The organism is Pseudomonas sp. R38(2017) (genome assembly GCF_002112395.1).
GTDB lineage: Bacteria > Pseudomonadota > Gammaproteobacteria > Pseudomonadales > Pseudomonadaceae > Aquipseudomonas.
Map to the genome: position 1 here is coordinate 498,365 of NZ_NEHN01000003.1, position 12,719 is coordinate 511,083.

Annotated in this window: 14 protein-coding genes; 12 read left to right on the plus strand and 2 right to left on the minus strand. The window is 59.9% G+C overall.

Annotated elements, in window-relative coordinates; translation table 11 throughout:
- Nucleotides 1-11 precede the first annotated feature (11 nt).
- Nucleotides 12-1,019, plus strand: a complete 1,008-nt coding sequence (rpoS, locus tag CAF87_RS09065; RefSeq protein ID WP_007954831.1) for an RNA polymerase sigma factor RpoS — start codon at nucleotides 12-14, stop codon at nucleotides 1,017-1,019.
- Nucleotides 1,020-1,531: 512 nt separating this feature from the next.
- Here rpoS and fdxA read toward each other — a convergent pair.
- Both fdxA and mutS read right to left on the minus strand, forming a co-directional pair.
- The gene (gene fdxA, locus CAF87_RS09075; RefSeq protein WP_007908827.1) at nucleotides 1,532-1,855 is read right to left on the minus strand and encodes a ferredoxin FdxA; all 324 of its coding nucleotides are present in this window, start codon (nucleotides 1,853-1,855) and stop codon (nucleotides 1,532-1,534) included.
- A 163-nt stretch (nucleotides 1,856-2,018) separates the two neighbouring features.
- Nucleotides 2,019-4,601 (minus strand): DNA mismatch repair protein MutS, encoded by a 2,583-nt coding sequence (gene mutS / locus CAF87_RS09080; RefSeq protein ID WP_085729826.1) that lies wholly within the window; start codon nucleotides 4,599-4,601, stop codon nucleotides 2,019-2,021.
- A gap of 211 nt (nucleotides 4,602-4,812) precedes the next feature.
- On the opposite strand from mutS, the gene CAF87_RS09085 reads away from it, so the two are divergent.
- The 11 genes from CAF87_RS09085 (at nucleotide 4,813) to CAF87_RS09135 (ending at nucleotide 12,717) form a co-directional block, all read left to right on the plus strand.
- Nucleotides 4,813-5,547, plus strand: coding sequence for an XRE family transcriptional regulator (locus CAF87_RS09085; RefSeq protein ID WP_085729827.1), 735 nt, complete (start codon nucleotides 4,813-4,815; stop codon nucleotides 5,545-5,547).
- Between the two features lie 520 nt (nucleotides 5,548-6,067).
- Nucleotides 6,068-6,493, plus strand: coding sequence for a tail fiber assembly protein (locus CAF87_RS09090; RefSeq protein WP_256575877.1), 426 nt, complete (start codon nucleotides 6,068-6,070; stop codon nucleotides 6,491-6,493).
- Nucleotides 6,494-6,626: 133 nt separating this feature from the next.
- Nucleotides 6,627-6,965: a phage holin family protein gene (locus tag CAF87_RS09095; protein ID WP_085729828.1), complete on the plus strand. Its 339-nt coding sequence runs from the start codon at nucleotides 6,627-6,629 to the stop codon at nucleotides 6,963-6,965.
- Between the two features lie 72 nt (nucleotides 6,966-7,037).
- Nucleotides 7,038-7,559, plus strand: coding sequence for a hypothetical protein (locus tag CAF87_RS09100; RefSeq protein WP_085729829.1), 522 nt, complete (start codon nucleotides 7,038-7,040; stop codon nucleotides 7,557-7,559).
- A gap of 3 nt (nucleotides 7,560-7,562) precedes the next feature.
- Nucleotides 7,563-8,171 (plus strand): phage baseplate assembly protein V, encoded by a 609-nt coding sequence (locus tag CAF87_RS09105; RefSeq protein WP_085729830.1) that lies wholly within the window; start codon nucleotides 7,563-7,565, stop codon nucleotides 8,169-8,171.
- A 14-nt stretch (nucleotides 8,172-8,185) separates the two neighbouring features.
- Complete coding sequence (locus tag CAF87_RS09110; RefSeq protein WP_085729831.1) at nucleotides 8,186-8,518, plus strand: phage baseplate protein; 333 nt, start codon at nucleotides 8,186-8,188, stop codon at nucleotides 8,516-8,518.
- Entirely contained in the window at nucleotides 8,515-9,510 is a 996-nt protein-coding gene (locus CAF87_RS09115) for a baseplate J/gp47 family protein (protein WP_085729832.1), read from the plus strand. The genes CAF87_RS09110 and CAF87_RS09115 overlap by 4 nt, the downstream gene beginning before the upstream one ends.
- Nucleotides 9,507-10,142 (plus strand): phage tail protein I, encoded by a 636-nt coding sequence (locus CAF87_RS09120; protein WP_085729833.1) that lies wholly within the window; start codon nucleotides 9,507-9,509, stop codon nucleotides 10,140-10,142. The genes CAF87_RS09115 and CAF87_RS09120 overlap by 4 nt, the downstream gene beginning before the upstream one ends.
- Nucleotides 10,143-11,987, plus strand: coding sequence for a phage tail protein (locus tag CAF87_RS09125; RefSeq protein WP_085729834.1), 1,845 nt, complete (start codon nucleotides 10,143-10,145; stop codon nucleotides 11,985-11,987).
- Nucleotides 11,988-12,002: 15 nt separating this feature from the next.
- Complete coding sequence (locus tag CAF87_RS09130; RefSeq protein ID WP_085729835.1) at nucleotides 12,003-12,431, plus strand: phage tail assembly chaperone; 429 nt, start codon at nucleotides 12,003-12,005, stop codon at nucleotides 12,429-12,431.
- A gap of 100 nt (nucleotides 12,432-12,531) precedes the next feature.
- Nucleotides 12,532-12,717, plus strand: coding sequence for a hypothetical protein (locus CAF87_RS09135; protein ID WP_085729836.1), 186 nt, complete (start codon nucleotides 12,532-12,534; stop codon nucleotides 12,715-12,717).
- The last annotated feature ends 2 nt before the right edge of the window (nucleotides 12,718-12,719 follow it).

Below are 12,719 nucleotides of genomic sequence, written 5' to 3' on the forward strand. Positions count from 1 at the left end.
GGACTATAACAATGGCTCTCAGTAAAGAAGTGCCGGAGTTTGACATCGACGATGAGGTTCTCCTGATGGAGACCGGCATCGATTCGGATTCGATGTCGAATGATGAAGGGGCTGCTCCACCTTCCGTTCGTGCCAAATCCAAACACTCCGCTTCACTTAAACAACACAAGTACATCGATTACACTCGGGCACTCGATGCCACGCAGCTGTACCTCAACGAAATCGGCTTTTCCCCACTGCTCTCCCCGGAAGAAGAAGTTCATTTTGCGCGCTTGTCGCAAAGTGGCGACCCTGCCGGGCGCAAGCGCATGATTGAAAGTAACCTGCGGCTGGTGGTCAAAATCGCCCGGCGTTACGTCAATCGGGGGCTGTCGCTGCTGGATCTGATCGAAGAGGGCAACCTCGGACTGATCCGCGCGGTGGAAAAGTTCGATCCCGAGCGCGGCTTCCGCTTCTCGACCTACGCGACCTGGTGGATTCGTCAGACCATCGAACGCGCGATCATGAATCAGACCCGGACCATCCGGCTGCCGATCCATGTGGTCAAGGAGCTCAACGTGTACCTGCGGGCTGCACGGGAGCTTACGCAAAAGCTCGATCACGAACCTTCACCCGAAGAAATCGCCAACCTGCTGGAAAAACCGGTGGGCGAGGTTAAGCGCATGCTGGGCCTGAACGAGCGGGTTTCTTCGGTCGACGTCTCGCTGGGTCCGGATTCGGATAAAACCCTGCTGGACACCCTCACGGATGACCGTCCGACCGATCCATGCGAACTGCTGCAGGACGACGATCTGTCGCAGAGCATCGATCAATGGCTCTCGGAGCTGACCGACAAGCAACGCGAGGTGGTGGTCCGCCGCTTCGGCCTGCGCGGTCACGAGAGCAGCACGCTGGAAGATGTAGGCCTGGAGATCGGCCTGACCCGGGAACGGGTGAGACAGATCCAGGTGGAAGGCCTCAAGCGCCTGCGTGAGATCCTCGAGAAAAACGGCTTGTCGAGCGAATCGCTGTTTCAGTAAGCGTCCTGCATGACTGCCCGAAAAAAGCCCCGACTGGTTCGGGGCTTTTTGTTGTCTGGCTCGGCGAGCGGTCTGGAACCTGACGACCGGTCGTCGTTTCCGGGGTTTGTAGTTTCGCGGTGTAAGCCCTAGCTTACTCTTTCGTAAGTGTTCGTTATTTTTACACTGCGGAAGACATCCATTGGGTTGTAGGGCCTCTTATAAGATATTGATTTATATGAATATTTATAAATATTAAATGCTTATGACACGAAGTTTTACCGGAACGGAGCGGTTGCCCGAAACAAGGAACTCTTTAGTATCTGGGTTGTGTCGACGGACAGACACGCCCTTCATGGAAGAGGGGAATGGACATCGCAGGACGCGATTCATCAGGACGATGAAAAGGAACACAGGGAATAGGGAAAAAATGTGGGCGGGTCAAACCGCCCCTTTTTTTTTGCCCGAAGAAAAGCAGAACTCGAAAAAACAAAAAGGCCCGCAGGGGGCCTTTTCTTCAAACGCGGGACAGATCAGCGTTCGAGGTCTTTGATCTTGCCTTTGACGCCATCCCACTCTTCGGCGTCCGGCAGCGATTCTTTCTTCTCGGTGATGTTTGGCCAGATCTCGGCCAGTTCCACGTTCAGTTGAATGAACTCCTGCATTTCTTCCGGAACTTCGTCCTCGGAGAAAATGGCGACGGCCGGGCATTCCGGTTCGCACAGGGCGCAGTCGATGCACTCATCCGGGTGAATCACCAGGAAGTTCGGGCCTTCGTAAAAGCAGTCCACCGGACAGACTTCTACGCAGTCGGTGTACTTGCACTTGATGCAGTTGTCGGTGACGACGAAGGTCATTTCTAATTTTCTCCTCAGGCGGCGGCAGCGTTGCCCCTTCACGGTTGGGGTCGCCAGGTTCGGGAGCGATGTCTGCCAGCCAGGCTATTAGCCAGCAGCATCCCGAACCGCGCGAGATTCTAACAGCTTGAAGCCGTTTGCGTTATATCCGGTTCTTCGGTGCTTAGATCCGGTTCTTAAGTGCATATAACATTTCGAGCGCCCGGCGCGGCGTCACTTCATCGAGATCCAGTTTGGCCAGTTCGTCCAGTACCGGGTGCGGCAGGCTGGCAAACATGTCGCTTTGCTGCGGCGTAGCCGGTTTGCCTTTGGCGGCAGGCTTTGGCGCCTCATGGGGCAGTGCGGTGTCCTCCAGGCGACTCAAATGCTCGCGTGCGCGCACGATCACTTCGCTCGGTACACCGGCCAGTTGTGCTACCGCCAGGCCATAGCTCTGACTGGCCGGCCCCGGCAACACATGGTGCAGGAACACGATGCGTTCGTTGTGCTCGGTAGCGTTGAGATGCACGTTGGCTACCAGAGGCTCGGCTTCCGGCAACACGGTCAGTTCGAAATAGTGCGTTGCAAATAAAGTATAGGCACGCAAATGTGCCAGTCGCTCAGCCGCCGCCCAGGCCAGGGACAAACCGTCAAAGGTGCTGGTGCCGCGGCCGACCTCGTCCATCAGCACCAGACTGCGCTCGGTGGCGTTGTGCAGGATATTGGCGGTTTCGCTCATTTCCACCATGAAGGTCGAGCGCCCGCCGGCCAGGTCGTCGCTGGACCCGATCCGGGTGAAGATTCGGTCTACCAGCGACAGTTCGCAGCTGGCCGCCGGCACGAAGCTGCCGATATGCGCCAGCAACACAATCAGTGCAGTCTGGCGCATATAGGTGGATTTACCGCCCATGTTCGGGCCCGTGATCACCAGCATCCGCGTGTTGTCGTCCAGGCTCAGGTCGTTGGCCACGAATGGCGTGGTCAGCACCTGCTCGACTACCGGGTGACGGCCCCGGGTGATGCGCATGCACGGTTCGCTGACGAAAGTCGGGCAGTTCAGATCCAGATTCAATGCACGCTCGGCAAGGTTGCTCAGCACATCCAGTTCAGCCAGTGCACCAGCAGTGTCCTGCAGCGGCGGCAACTGACTGATCAGATCTTCCAGCAGCGCTTCGTAAAGCATCTTCTCGCGAGCCAGGGCACGGCTCTTGGCCGACAGTGCCTTGTCTTCGAACTCTTTCAGCTCTGGCGTGATGAAGCGCTCGGCGCCCTTGAGGGTCTGACGGCGAATGTAGTCTGCCGGTGCCGATTCCGCCTGCTTGCTCGGCAGCTCGATGAAGTAGCCGTGGATACGGTTGTAGCCGACTTTCAGGTTGGCCAGGCCGGTGCGGGCCTTTTCCCGGGCTTCCAGATCGATCAGGAACTGACCGGCGTTTTCGCTCAGCGATTGCAGTTCGTCGAGCTCGCTGTCGTAACCGGTTTTCAGCACGCCGCCGTCACGGATCACGGCTGGCGGGTTGTCGATAATGGCTTTTTCCAGCAGCGCCGCCAGTTCCGGGTAAGTGCTGGTGGTGGTCGCCAGACGTTGCAGGTGCGGCGCCTCAAGATCGGTCATCGCCGCTTGCAGTTCAGGCAGTGCGCCGAGCGCGTCACGCAGACGGGCGAGGTCACGAGGGCGGGCATTGCGCAGGCCGATCCGCGCCAGAATCCGCTCAATGTCGCCGATTTCCTTGAGCTGCGGTTGCAGGTTTTCAAAGCGGTAGCGGTCGAGCAGGCAAGTGATCGAGCTCTGGCGAGCCAGCAACACGGTCAGGTCGCGCAGCGGGCGATTGAGCCAGCGGGTGAGCAAACGGCTGCCCATGGCGGTCTGGCAACGGTCGACCACCGATTGCAGGGTGTTGTCGCGGCCACCGGCCAGGTTGGTATCGAGTTCGAGGTTACGACGGCTGGCGCCGTCCAGCACCACGGTGTCGTCCAGCCGCTCATGGCGCAGGCTGCGCAGATGGGGCAGGGCGGTGCGTTGGGTTTCCTTGGCATACGCCAGCAGGCAACCGGCGGCACCGATGGCCAGGGTCAGGGTTTCGCAACCAAAGCCTTTCAAATCTTGGGTGGAGAATTGCTGGCAGAGACTCTTAAGCGCCGAATCACGCTCGAAATCCCACGGCGCACGGCGACGAACGCCACGACGTTTTTCCGCCGGCAGATCCTTCGGCCAGTCATCCGGGATCAACAGCTCGACCGGGTTGACTCGCTCCAGCTCCGCCAGCAGGTTTTCCCAGCCCTTGATCTCAAGCACCGTGAAGTTGCCGCTGGTGATGTCCAGCACCGCCAGACCGAACAGACGCTCGTCACCCAGCACCGCCGCGATCAGGTTGTCGCGGCGCTCATCGAGCAGCGCTTCATCGCTGACCGTGCCCGGGGTGATGATCCGCACCACCTGACGTTCCACCGGTCCTTTGCTGGTGGCCGGGTCGCCGACCTGCTCGCAGATCACCACCGACTCGCCAAGCTTGACCAGTTTCGCCAGGTAGCCTTCCGCCGCGTGGTAAGGAATCCCGCACATCGGAATCGCCTGCCCCGCCGACTGTCCGCGGGCGGTCAGGGTGATGTCCAGCAATTTGGCCGCTTTCTTCGCGTCTTCGTAGAAGATCTCGTAGAAGTCGCCCATGCGGTAGAACATCAGCTGGTCCGGGTGCTGATTCTTCAGGCGCCAGTACTGCTGCATCATCGGGGTGTGGGAGGACAGGTCGGAGACGGCTTTATTCATCGGATTGTCAGGTAACTCGTTGGAAGGTGTGGGGCAAAAGCGAGGCAGTCGCCGGGCTTTTCCGCGATGGGCGCAAGGTTACCATGGGCGGTCTGTCGGACGCAGGCATCGCGGCCGGGTGACATCTATCTGGCGCAAAAAAGGTCGACTATGCACGATTTATGCAAATCAGCATTTGTCTTCGCGAAAAACTTCAAGCACTATGCGCGTTATGCAAAAACGCAACGTATCCTCCGTCTTAAGAGCACTGCTCGATCAGCACGGGATCTCCCCCACGGAGCTCCACCGTCGCACCGGCGTGCCTCAATCCACTCTCTCGCGGATTCTCAGCGGGAAGATCGTCGATCCTTCGGATAAACACATCTCGAAGATTGCCGAGTACTTCGCCGTGAGCACCGATCAGTTGCGCGGGCGCGCGGATGTTGCGCCGGTCGCCGGCGGCGGGCGCGAGGAGTTGCATTCCGAACTCAAGGACATAAGCCTGTGGGACGATGACACGCCCGTCGATGACGACGAGGTGTCGGTGCCCTTTCTTCGCGAGGTTGAATTGGCTGCTGGATCAGGAAGATTCGTCATCGAAGAGAGCGAACGCTCTAGCCTGCGCTTCGGCAAGCGCAGCCTGCGCCATAACGGCGTGCAGTTCGACCAGGCCAAATGCGTGACCGTACGGGGCAACAGCATGTTGCCGGTGCTGCGCGACGGCGCCACTGTCGGCGTCAATGCGGGCAAGTGCGGGATTGGCGACATCGTCGATGGCGACCTATATGCGATCAACCACAATGGCCAATTGCGGGTGAAGCAGCTCTATCGCCTGCCTACCGGTATCCGCCTGCGCAGCTTCAATCGCGATGAGCATCCGGACGAGGACTACAGCTTTCAGGAAATCCAGGAGGAGCAGATTGTCATCCTTGGTCACGTCTTCTGGTGGGGCATGTACGCCCGATAACGCTCCCTCTCTCAGATAAAACCTGCCCACAGCGGGTTTTTTTTCGCCTGTAGAAAACCGGGCAACCCTTGTTTGGCGGGGCTTCCATGCATCTGCGCAATTCCTGCGCATAAATAAATGCATTTATGCATTGACTGTATATGCATCCATGCATATTCTTACCACCAAGCCGCTCGACAAAGCGGCTGGCAACAACAGCTCTTTAGTTCCACAAGAACAGGCAGCGATGAACCGGCCTCAACGGTTCAGAGGGTTGGCAACTGACCCGGGTGTGCAGCGTAAAGCACCAGAAGCAGTTATCCGGCGGGCAGGGACCGCGGTCGGAAAAACAATTTGAATGGACTCGTACCGCGCCAGTAGCGCCGAAAAGTCAGCTTCCTTCACGTACACAGGATTGAAGGAAGGCAAAGGAGTGCATTACTGAAAAGCCCGGCGAGTTGCCGGGCTTTTTGGAATGCCTGCCCGATGCAGGCAATTCAACGTATGCCGGGATACCGGTGAGCGAATAAGGAAGTGAGCAATGAATTTGAAAAAATATGCACGTGTAGTGAATGGCAAAGTCGACAACATTTTCGAAACGGTTAATCCGATCAGCGAAGAGTTTCCCATCGAGCAAGTGTGGGTTGACATCACCGCCACCGCAGTTGGCCAGGTTGACTACGGCCACAACGCGGTCAACACCGACGGCGTTTGGTCTTTCGCTCCTGAGTTCCCTTGGAGCCAGTCGGTATTGGGTGAACAACTGCGTAACGAAAAAACGCGTCGGTTCGACAACCTAATCACTCGTGTGGTGTCCGCGGGGCTACAAAACAAAGTCGATCTGGGCCTGGCGACAACGGCAGAGCAGGCTTATCTGGTGGCTTTCAAGCAGTACTGCGTTGCCTTCACCCAGGTGAACAAGCAGCCAGCCTTTCCCACCACCATTGTCTGGCCAGACCTTCCGTAACCAACGCTTCGAATCGTCAGGAGCGCATTGCTGAAAATCCCGACCTCGTGCCGGGATTTTTGGAATGCCTACCTCAAGAGAAATCGTTTGAACCCAACACACACCATTCATCCATCACACCAGGAGGCGTGACATGACAACCGAGCAACAAGCATTGGCAGACATGCCAATCTGGCTGGTCATCCTCCTTGCCGTTGCAGGCGGGGTGTCCGGCGAAATGTGGCGCGCCGACAAGGACGGCGCCCGCGGCTGGCCGTTGCTGCGGCGCCTGGCCCTGCGCTCCGGCGCCTGCATGATCTGCGGCGTTTCGGCGATCATGCTGCTGTACGCCGCCGGCATGTCGATCTGGGCCGCCGGCGCCTTCGGCTGCCTTACCGCAATGGCCGGCGCCGACGTGGCCATCGGTCTGTACGAACGCTGGGCCGCCAAGCGCATCGGCGTCAGCGACGTTACCCCACGCGACCCGCAATAACCCTTTCACTTTCCTGTCTCGCTGCACACGTGCGGCGGGACTGCGCGTGGACATTCGAAAAGGAGGTCATGTATGCCCACACCGATTTTGCAGCCGTCGCAGCTGTTCACGGCAATGGCGGCAGCCTTGCGCAATAACGCCGACCTGAACGTACAAGTCGGCAATCACGACGACTTCACGACCCCCGGCGACAAGGCCTGGGTGTTGATCGACATCGAACGAAATGCACCGGGAGAGCGCGCCGCCAATGGGCGCATTGCCCACGCATTGACGCTGTCCCTTCAGGTTATTCCGGCCATTTCCGCCACCGCGTTTGCCGCGTGTGATCTGATCGCCGCCCTGAAAAACCTGATCACCGACAACCGCTGGGGCCTGCCAGGCGATCAATGCGATCTGCCGATGAACATCGATGGCTTGCCGTCGCTGGCGATTCGCGCCGATCAGCCCAACAAGGCGTGGACCCTGACATTCAACCAGACCCTCTACCTGGGTCCGACCTTGCTCGACGACCCGCTCGGCACACCGAAATTCGCCCGCACCTGGGAAGTCAGCGATATCGACGACCCCGACCAATACACCTCGCTGGAGGCCTGACCGATGTTCGACGCATTACTGCGAATGCAACTGGGTCCGATCATCGAGCGCCTGGCGGAAATGGAAGCGGAGATCGAAGACCTGCACCGACGCGCTGAAAGCTATTGCCGCATTGGCATCTGTCAGGAAGTCGATGCGGCGAGCAACACCTGCAAGGTCAGCCACGGTGGACTGCTCACCCCGGCCATCAAGTTCTTCAACCCGAGTGCCGGTGCGCAAAGCGAGTCGCGGATTCCGAGCGTGGGCGAACAGTGTCTGCTGTTCAACTACGGCAGTGGCGAAAGCGGTGCGCAAAGCGTGGCGTTGTTCGGTCTGAACAGTGACCGCTTTCCACCCGCCGCCACCATCCCCACGTTGACGCGGCGGGTGCATGTCGATGGCAGCGAAAGTGGCTACGACGATGCCTCTCACACGCTGCACTGGCAAAACGGTCCTGCAGCTTTCAGCGGCTCTCGCGAAGCGCTTGAACTGAGCATCGGCCCTGCGCGGCTGGCGATGACGCCGCAAGCGATCAACCTGCAACTGGGCGCCGTCGGCCTGACGATCGACGCCTCGGGCGTTCACTTCAGCGGCCCGCTGGTGGATCACCAGGGTCGCGTCATCAGCCCCTGAATCAAGAGCCTCCCATGATCGGAATCGATAGAGACACCGGGGCCACGGTCGACGACTGGCTGCAATTCGTGCAGCGCGCGACCCGGGCCCTGACCACGCCGTTGGGCACACGGCAGAAGCGGCCCTTGTACGGGTCGCTGATCCCCACGTTGCTGGGACAGAACCTCGGTGACGACGTTCTGCTTCTGGCGCAAAGCCACGCCGCGCAAGCGTTCTACAACACACAGAACGGTATCGGCGACTTCCAGCCGCAAGTGATCGTCGCCAGCCGTCAGGGCGCCGGGTTGTTGCTGCGGTTTGCCGGCACCTGGAAAAACCGCCAACAGACTTTCGAGGTCGTGACATGAGCATGTTGATCCCTGGCCAGAACCAGTTGGCCGAACCTTCACTGATCAAGGTCGAGGCCTTCGAGGATCTGCTCGCCGAGTTCAAGACCTTCGTCCTCGAGTACGTCGGCAGCCGTTCGCCGGACAGCGCGGCAAAACTCAAGACCAGCCTGGAAAACGAAAGCGAACTGCTGACCATGGCGCTGGAAGCTTTCTGCGTTCGCTTGCAAACCCACGAACGCAAATACAACGCCCGCATCAAGCAGATGCTGGCGTGGTGGGCGACCGGCAGCAACCTCGATGCGCGGCTGGCGGACATGGGCCTGGAGCGACAGCTGCTCGACCCGGGCGACCCGGCGGCATTCCCGCCGGTGCCAGCGATTTACGAAAGCGACGATGACGCCCGGTTGCGCTACTACCTGGCGCCCCATGCGCCGGCGGCGGGTTCGCGGATGCAATACCGCCGCGAGGTGTTCACCCTCGGCGAACGGCCGGCGGTGAAAGTCGAATCCACCGATGCCGGTGTGGTGAACGTCACCTACACCTTCGCCCCGGACGGCCTCGCCGCGCAGGTCAAGGATGGCAATGGTCGTCGCACGGCCCCCGGTGAAGTGCAGGTGACTGTGCTGTCCCGCGACGCCGACGGCACACCGTCCGCCACACTGCTCGACGGCGTGCGCCAACACTTTGCGCGGCCCGATGTCTGCCCGGAAACCGACAAGGTTACGGTCAGGGGCGCCGAGATTCAGCGCTACAAGATCCGCGTGGTGGCGAAGATCAATTCCGGCCCGGATTCGGGCCTGACCAAAGTCGCCGCCGAGCAACATCTGCAAGCCTACGCCGACAGTTGCCATCGTCTGGAAGGCCGGGTCGATCCGAGCTGGATCGACTACACGCTGCACAGCGCCGGTGCCGTGCAATTGCAGATTCTTGAACCGCTGACACCCATCGTGTGCACCGCGTTTCAAGCGCCGTACTGCACGGCGGTCGAAGTCGAGGTGCAGACGCTATGACGGACCAGACGCCTCGTCCGACCCTGCTGCCGGCCAACAGCTCGGCGCTGGAACGGGCACTCGATATCGGCTTCGGCACCTTGCTTGACCGCATTGCGCCGCCGTTTCCCGAACTGATGAATCCGGCTTCAACTCCCGTCGCGTTTCTGCCGTATCTGGCCGCGGATCGTGGCGTGGCCGAATGGAGCACCGATGCGCCGGAAGCGGAAAAACGCCTGACCGTCGAACTGGCCTGGCCCACCGCGCGCCAGGCCGGCACTCGCAAGGCTCTGGAAAACGCCGCCAAGGGCTTGCAACTGAGGCCGGAAGTCCGCGCCTGGTATGAACAGACTCCGCCGGGCGCGCCTTACAGCTTCTCCGTGCGAGCCTTCACCGAACAACCCTACAGCGAAGAAATCGACGCCCGTCTCGACCGACGCCTGGCCGATGCCAAGAGTGAACGGGACGTGCTGTCGGTGTCGGTCGGCCTTAGCGCCTTCGGCTCTCATGTGATCGGCGCCGCGACCTTTTGCGGCGAGCTGACCACGGTCTATCCGGTGTTCCTCGAAGCCCTCGAAACCTCCGGTGAAGCCTTCATGGCGGCCGGTCTCTACACCGTCGAAACATCCACTATTTATCCTCAGGGGGCCTGAATGGCTGACTATTACACCCTGCTCACCAACGCAGGGATTGCCTACGAAACCGCCTGCAAGGCAGCGGGCGTGCCGATCAAGCTGACGCAGATTTCCGTCGGCGATGGCGGCGGCGCGGTCTACAACCCGGCCGCGACAGCTACTGCGCTGAAACGCGAAGTCTGGCGCGGACCGCTCAACGCGCTGTTCCAGGACGAGAAAAATCCGAGCTGGCTGCTCGCCGAAGTCACCATTCCGCCGGACGTCGGCGGCTGGTACGTGCGTGAAGCCGGGCTGTGGACCGACACCGGCATTCTTTACGCCATCGTCAAATACCCGGAGTCGTTCAAACCGGTGCTGGCCACATCCGGCTCGGGCAAAGAGTTCTACATCCGCTCGATTTTCGAAACCAGCAATGCCTCGCTGGTGACGCTGCTGATCGACGACACCGTGGTCAAGGCCACTCGTGCGTGGGTCATGAGTTACCTCGCCGAAGAACTCGGCAAACTCGATGGCAAACAATCGGTGCGCGTCGCCGCCACCGCCAACGTGGTGTTGAACGGTGCGCAGCAGATCGACGATGTGGCGGTGATCGCCGGTGACCGCGTGTTGCTGCCGAACCAGACCCTGGCCAAGGACAACGGTCTGTGGATTGTCGCCAACGGTGACTGGGTTCGGGCCAACGATGCCAACGTCAGCGCCAAGGTCACACCGGGCCTGACGGTGATGGTGGAAGAGGGCACGCTCAACGGTGATTCGCTGTGGCACCTGACCACCAACGCGCCGATCACTCTCGGCACTACCGCGCTGACCTTCAAGATGCTGGCAGGTCGCACCGGGATTGCTGCCGGTACCTACAAAAGTCTGAGCGTAGACGAATATGGCCGCGCAACGGCCGGCTCGAATCCCGACACGCTGGCCGGCTTCGGCATCAAGGACTCCTACACCAAGGCAGAAGTCGAAGCACTGATTGCCAAGGCCTCGGCATTGCCGGTGGGGTCGATTGTCGCGTTCCCGGTTGACTCGCCACCGCCGGGTTTTCTGGAACTGGACAACAGCGTCAAGAGCAGCGCGACTTACCCGGACTTGAGCGCCTATCTGGGTGGCAAGTTCAACAAGGGTGATGAGGGCGTCGGTAACTTCCGTTTGCCGGAAGCGCGTGGGGAATTTTTGCGCGGTTGGGATCATGGGCGAGGGGTGGATGCCGGGCGTGGCATTGGCAGTTGGCAGGCTGATGACAACAAGGCACATACACATACAGCCGCTGGTACGATTTACTCGTATGGTCATTTGGCGGCTGGCCCAGGGCGTGACTTTCAGAGTTCCAATGTCACTACTTCCTCGGCGGGCGGTTCAGAGGCGCGTCCGCGCAACATCGCTGTCATGTGGTGCATCAAAGCCTGGGGCGCCCAGGTCAATCAGGGAAACATCGACGTTGCCGCGTTGGCCGTTCTGGCGCAGCAAGCCACCGAACTCAATCAGGGCACTGCGAAGACCGCCACTCAGGCCCAGACAGACGCTGGCAACGACGATCAAACGATCGTCACGCCGAAGAAACTGCGGTGGGGATTCTCGGCGCTCAAGGCGGCAAACGGATATCTGATATTGCCGAGCTGGCTGGGCGGTTTGGTCATTCAATGGGGAACCACGGGAGCCATTGCGGCCGGTGCCCAAATGACAGTGACCTATCCGATTGCGTTCCCGAACGTTTCTGTCATGACATTGGTCGGCAACAGCAGCTCGATCGGCTCTGTCAGTATCACGTCTACCCTCTGCGTCATGTATGGAGGCGCAACGAAATTCGCGGTTTCAGCTCTCGGCAGCAGTGGCCAGCCGAATGGCCCGTGGATTTCGATAGGCTGGTAATCAGGAGAACAGGTTATGTCACTTTTTTATGCCGCCTCCACTGGCGGTTTCTACGATGACACCGTTCACGGTGTCATTCCGCAGGACGCAGTGAAGATCACTGCGCCGATGCGTTCGCAACTGCTCGCCGGCCAAGCGCAGTCACAGGTGATCGTTGCGGATGCCGACGGAAACCCTGTGCTCAAACGGCCGGAGATGGATGCCGAAGCGAAGGCCAACCGCGAGCGCCTTTGGCGCGACGGCGAAATCGACAGCGTCAAATGGCTGCGCGAGCGTCATCGCGATGAACTCGAAATGTCCAGCCAGACGACATTGACCGTCGATCAGTATCAAGCGCTGCTGGCTTATCTAAAGAGCCTGCGCGACTGGCCGCAGTCAGAGCGTTTTCCCGACGAACAGGCTCGCCCCAAACAACCTGACTGGATTGCGTTGCAGACCCATTGAGCGCCCCGCACCCCGGGGCGTTTTCTTTCCCCCCTAAAAAACTCAACACCCGCCAAGCCCCTCCCAACGAGGGGCTTTCCCGTTTATGGAGAAACGAAAAATGGCAACCCGCCAAACCTACACCGTGCTCGTTCCATTCCCCACCGGCGGTGGGCACTGGTCGAGCGTCGGCCAGGAACTCGATCTGCTCGATGTCGAGGCCAGTGCCCTGCACAGCGCCGGTCGACTGGAGTTGAAAACACCTACCACCAAGGCCGTGAAGGCCACTGCCAAGAAGGCTGACTGACT

What these genes read in the sequence shown, in the direction of transcription:
- CAF87_RS09125 (WP_085729834.1), top strand. Translation starts at nt 10,143, where the DNA reads ATGGCTGACTATTACACCCTGCTCACCAACGCAGGGATTGCCTACGAA.
- CAF87_RS09100 (WP_085729829.1), top strand. Translation starts at nt 7,038, where the DNA reads ATGCCCACACCGATTTTGCAGCCGTCGCAGCTGTTCACGGCAATGGCG.
- CAF87_RS09090 (WP_256575877.1), top strand. Translation starts at nt 6,068, where the DNA reads ATGAATTTGAAAAAATATGCACGTGTAGTGAATGGCAAAGTCGACAAC.
- CAF87_RS09105 (WP_085729830.1), top strand. Translation starts at nt 7,563, where the DNA reads ATGTTCGACGCATTACTGCGAATGCAACTGGGTCCGATCATCGAGCGC.
- CAF87_RS09095 (WP_085729828.1), top strand. Translation starts at nt 6,627, where the DNA reads ATGACAACCGAGCAACAAGCATTGGCAGACATGCCAATCTGGCTGGTC.
- CAF87_RS09110 (WP_085729831.1), top strand. Translation starts at nt 8,186, where the DNA reads ATGATCGGAATCGATAGAGACACCGGGGCCACGGTCGACGACTGGCTG.
- CAF87_RS09115 (WP_085729832.1), top strand. Translation starts at nt 8,515, where the DNA reads ATGAGCATGTTGATCCCTGGCCAGAACCAGTTGGCCGAACCTTCACTG.
- CAF87_RS09135 (WP_085729836.1), top strand. Translation starts at nt 12,532, where the DNA reads ATGGCAACCCGCCAAACCTACACCGTGCTCGTTCCATTCCCCACCGGC.
- mutS (WP_085729826.1), bottom strand. Translation starts at nt 4,601, where the DNA reads ATGAATAAAGCCGTCTCCGACCTGTCCTCCCACACCCCGATGATGCAG.
- CAF87_RS09130 (WP_085729835.1), top strand. Translation starts at nt 12,003, where the DNA reads ATGTCACTTTTTTATGCCGCCTCCACTGGCGGTTTCTACGATGACACC.
- CAF87_RS09085 (WP_085729827.1), top strand. Translation starts at nt 4,813, where the DNA reads ATGCAAAAACGCAACGTATCCTCCGTCTTAAGAGCACTGCTCGATCAG.
- fdxA (WP_007908827.1), bottom strand. Translation starts at nt 1,855, where the DNA reads ATGACCTTCGTCGTCACCGACAACTGCATCAAGTGCAAGTACACCGAC.
- CAF87_RS09120 (WP_085729833.1), top strand. Translation starts at nt 9,507, where the DNA reads ATGACGGACCAGACGCCTCGTCCGACCCTGCTGCCGGCCAACAGCTCG.
- rpoS (WP_007954831.1), top strand. Translation starts at nt 12, where the DNA reads ATGGCTCTCAGTAAAGAAGTGCCGGAGTTTGACATCGACGATGAGGTT.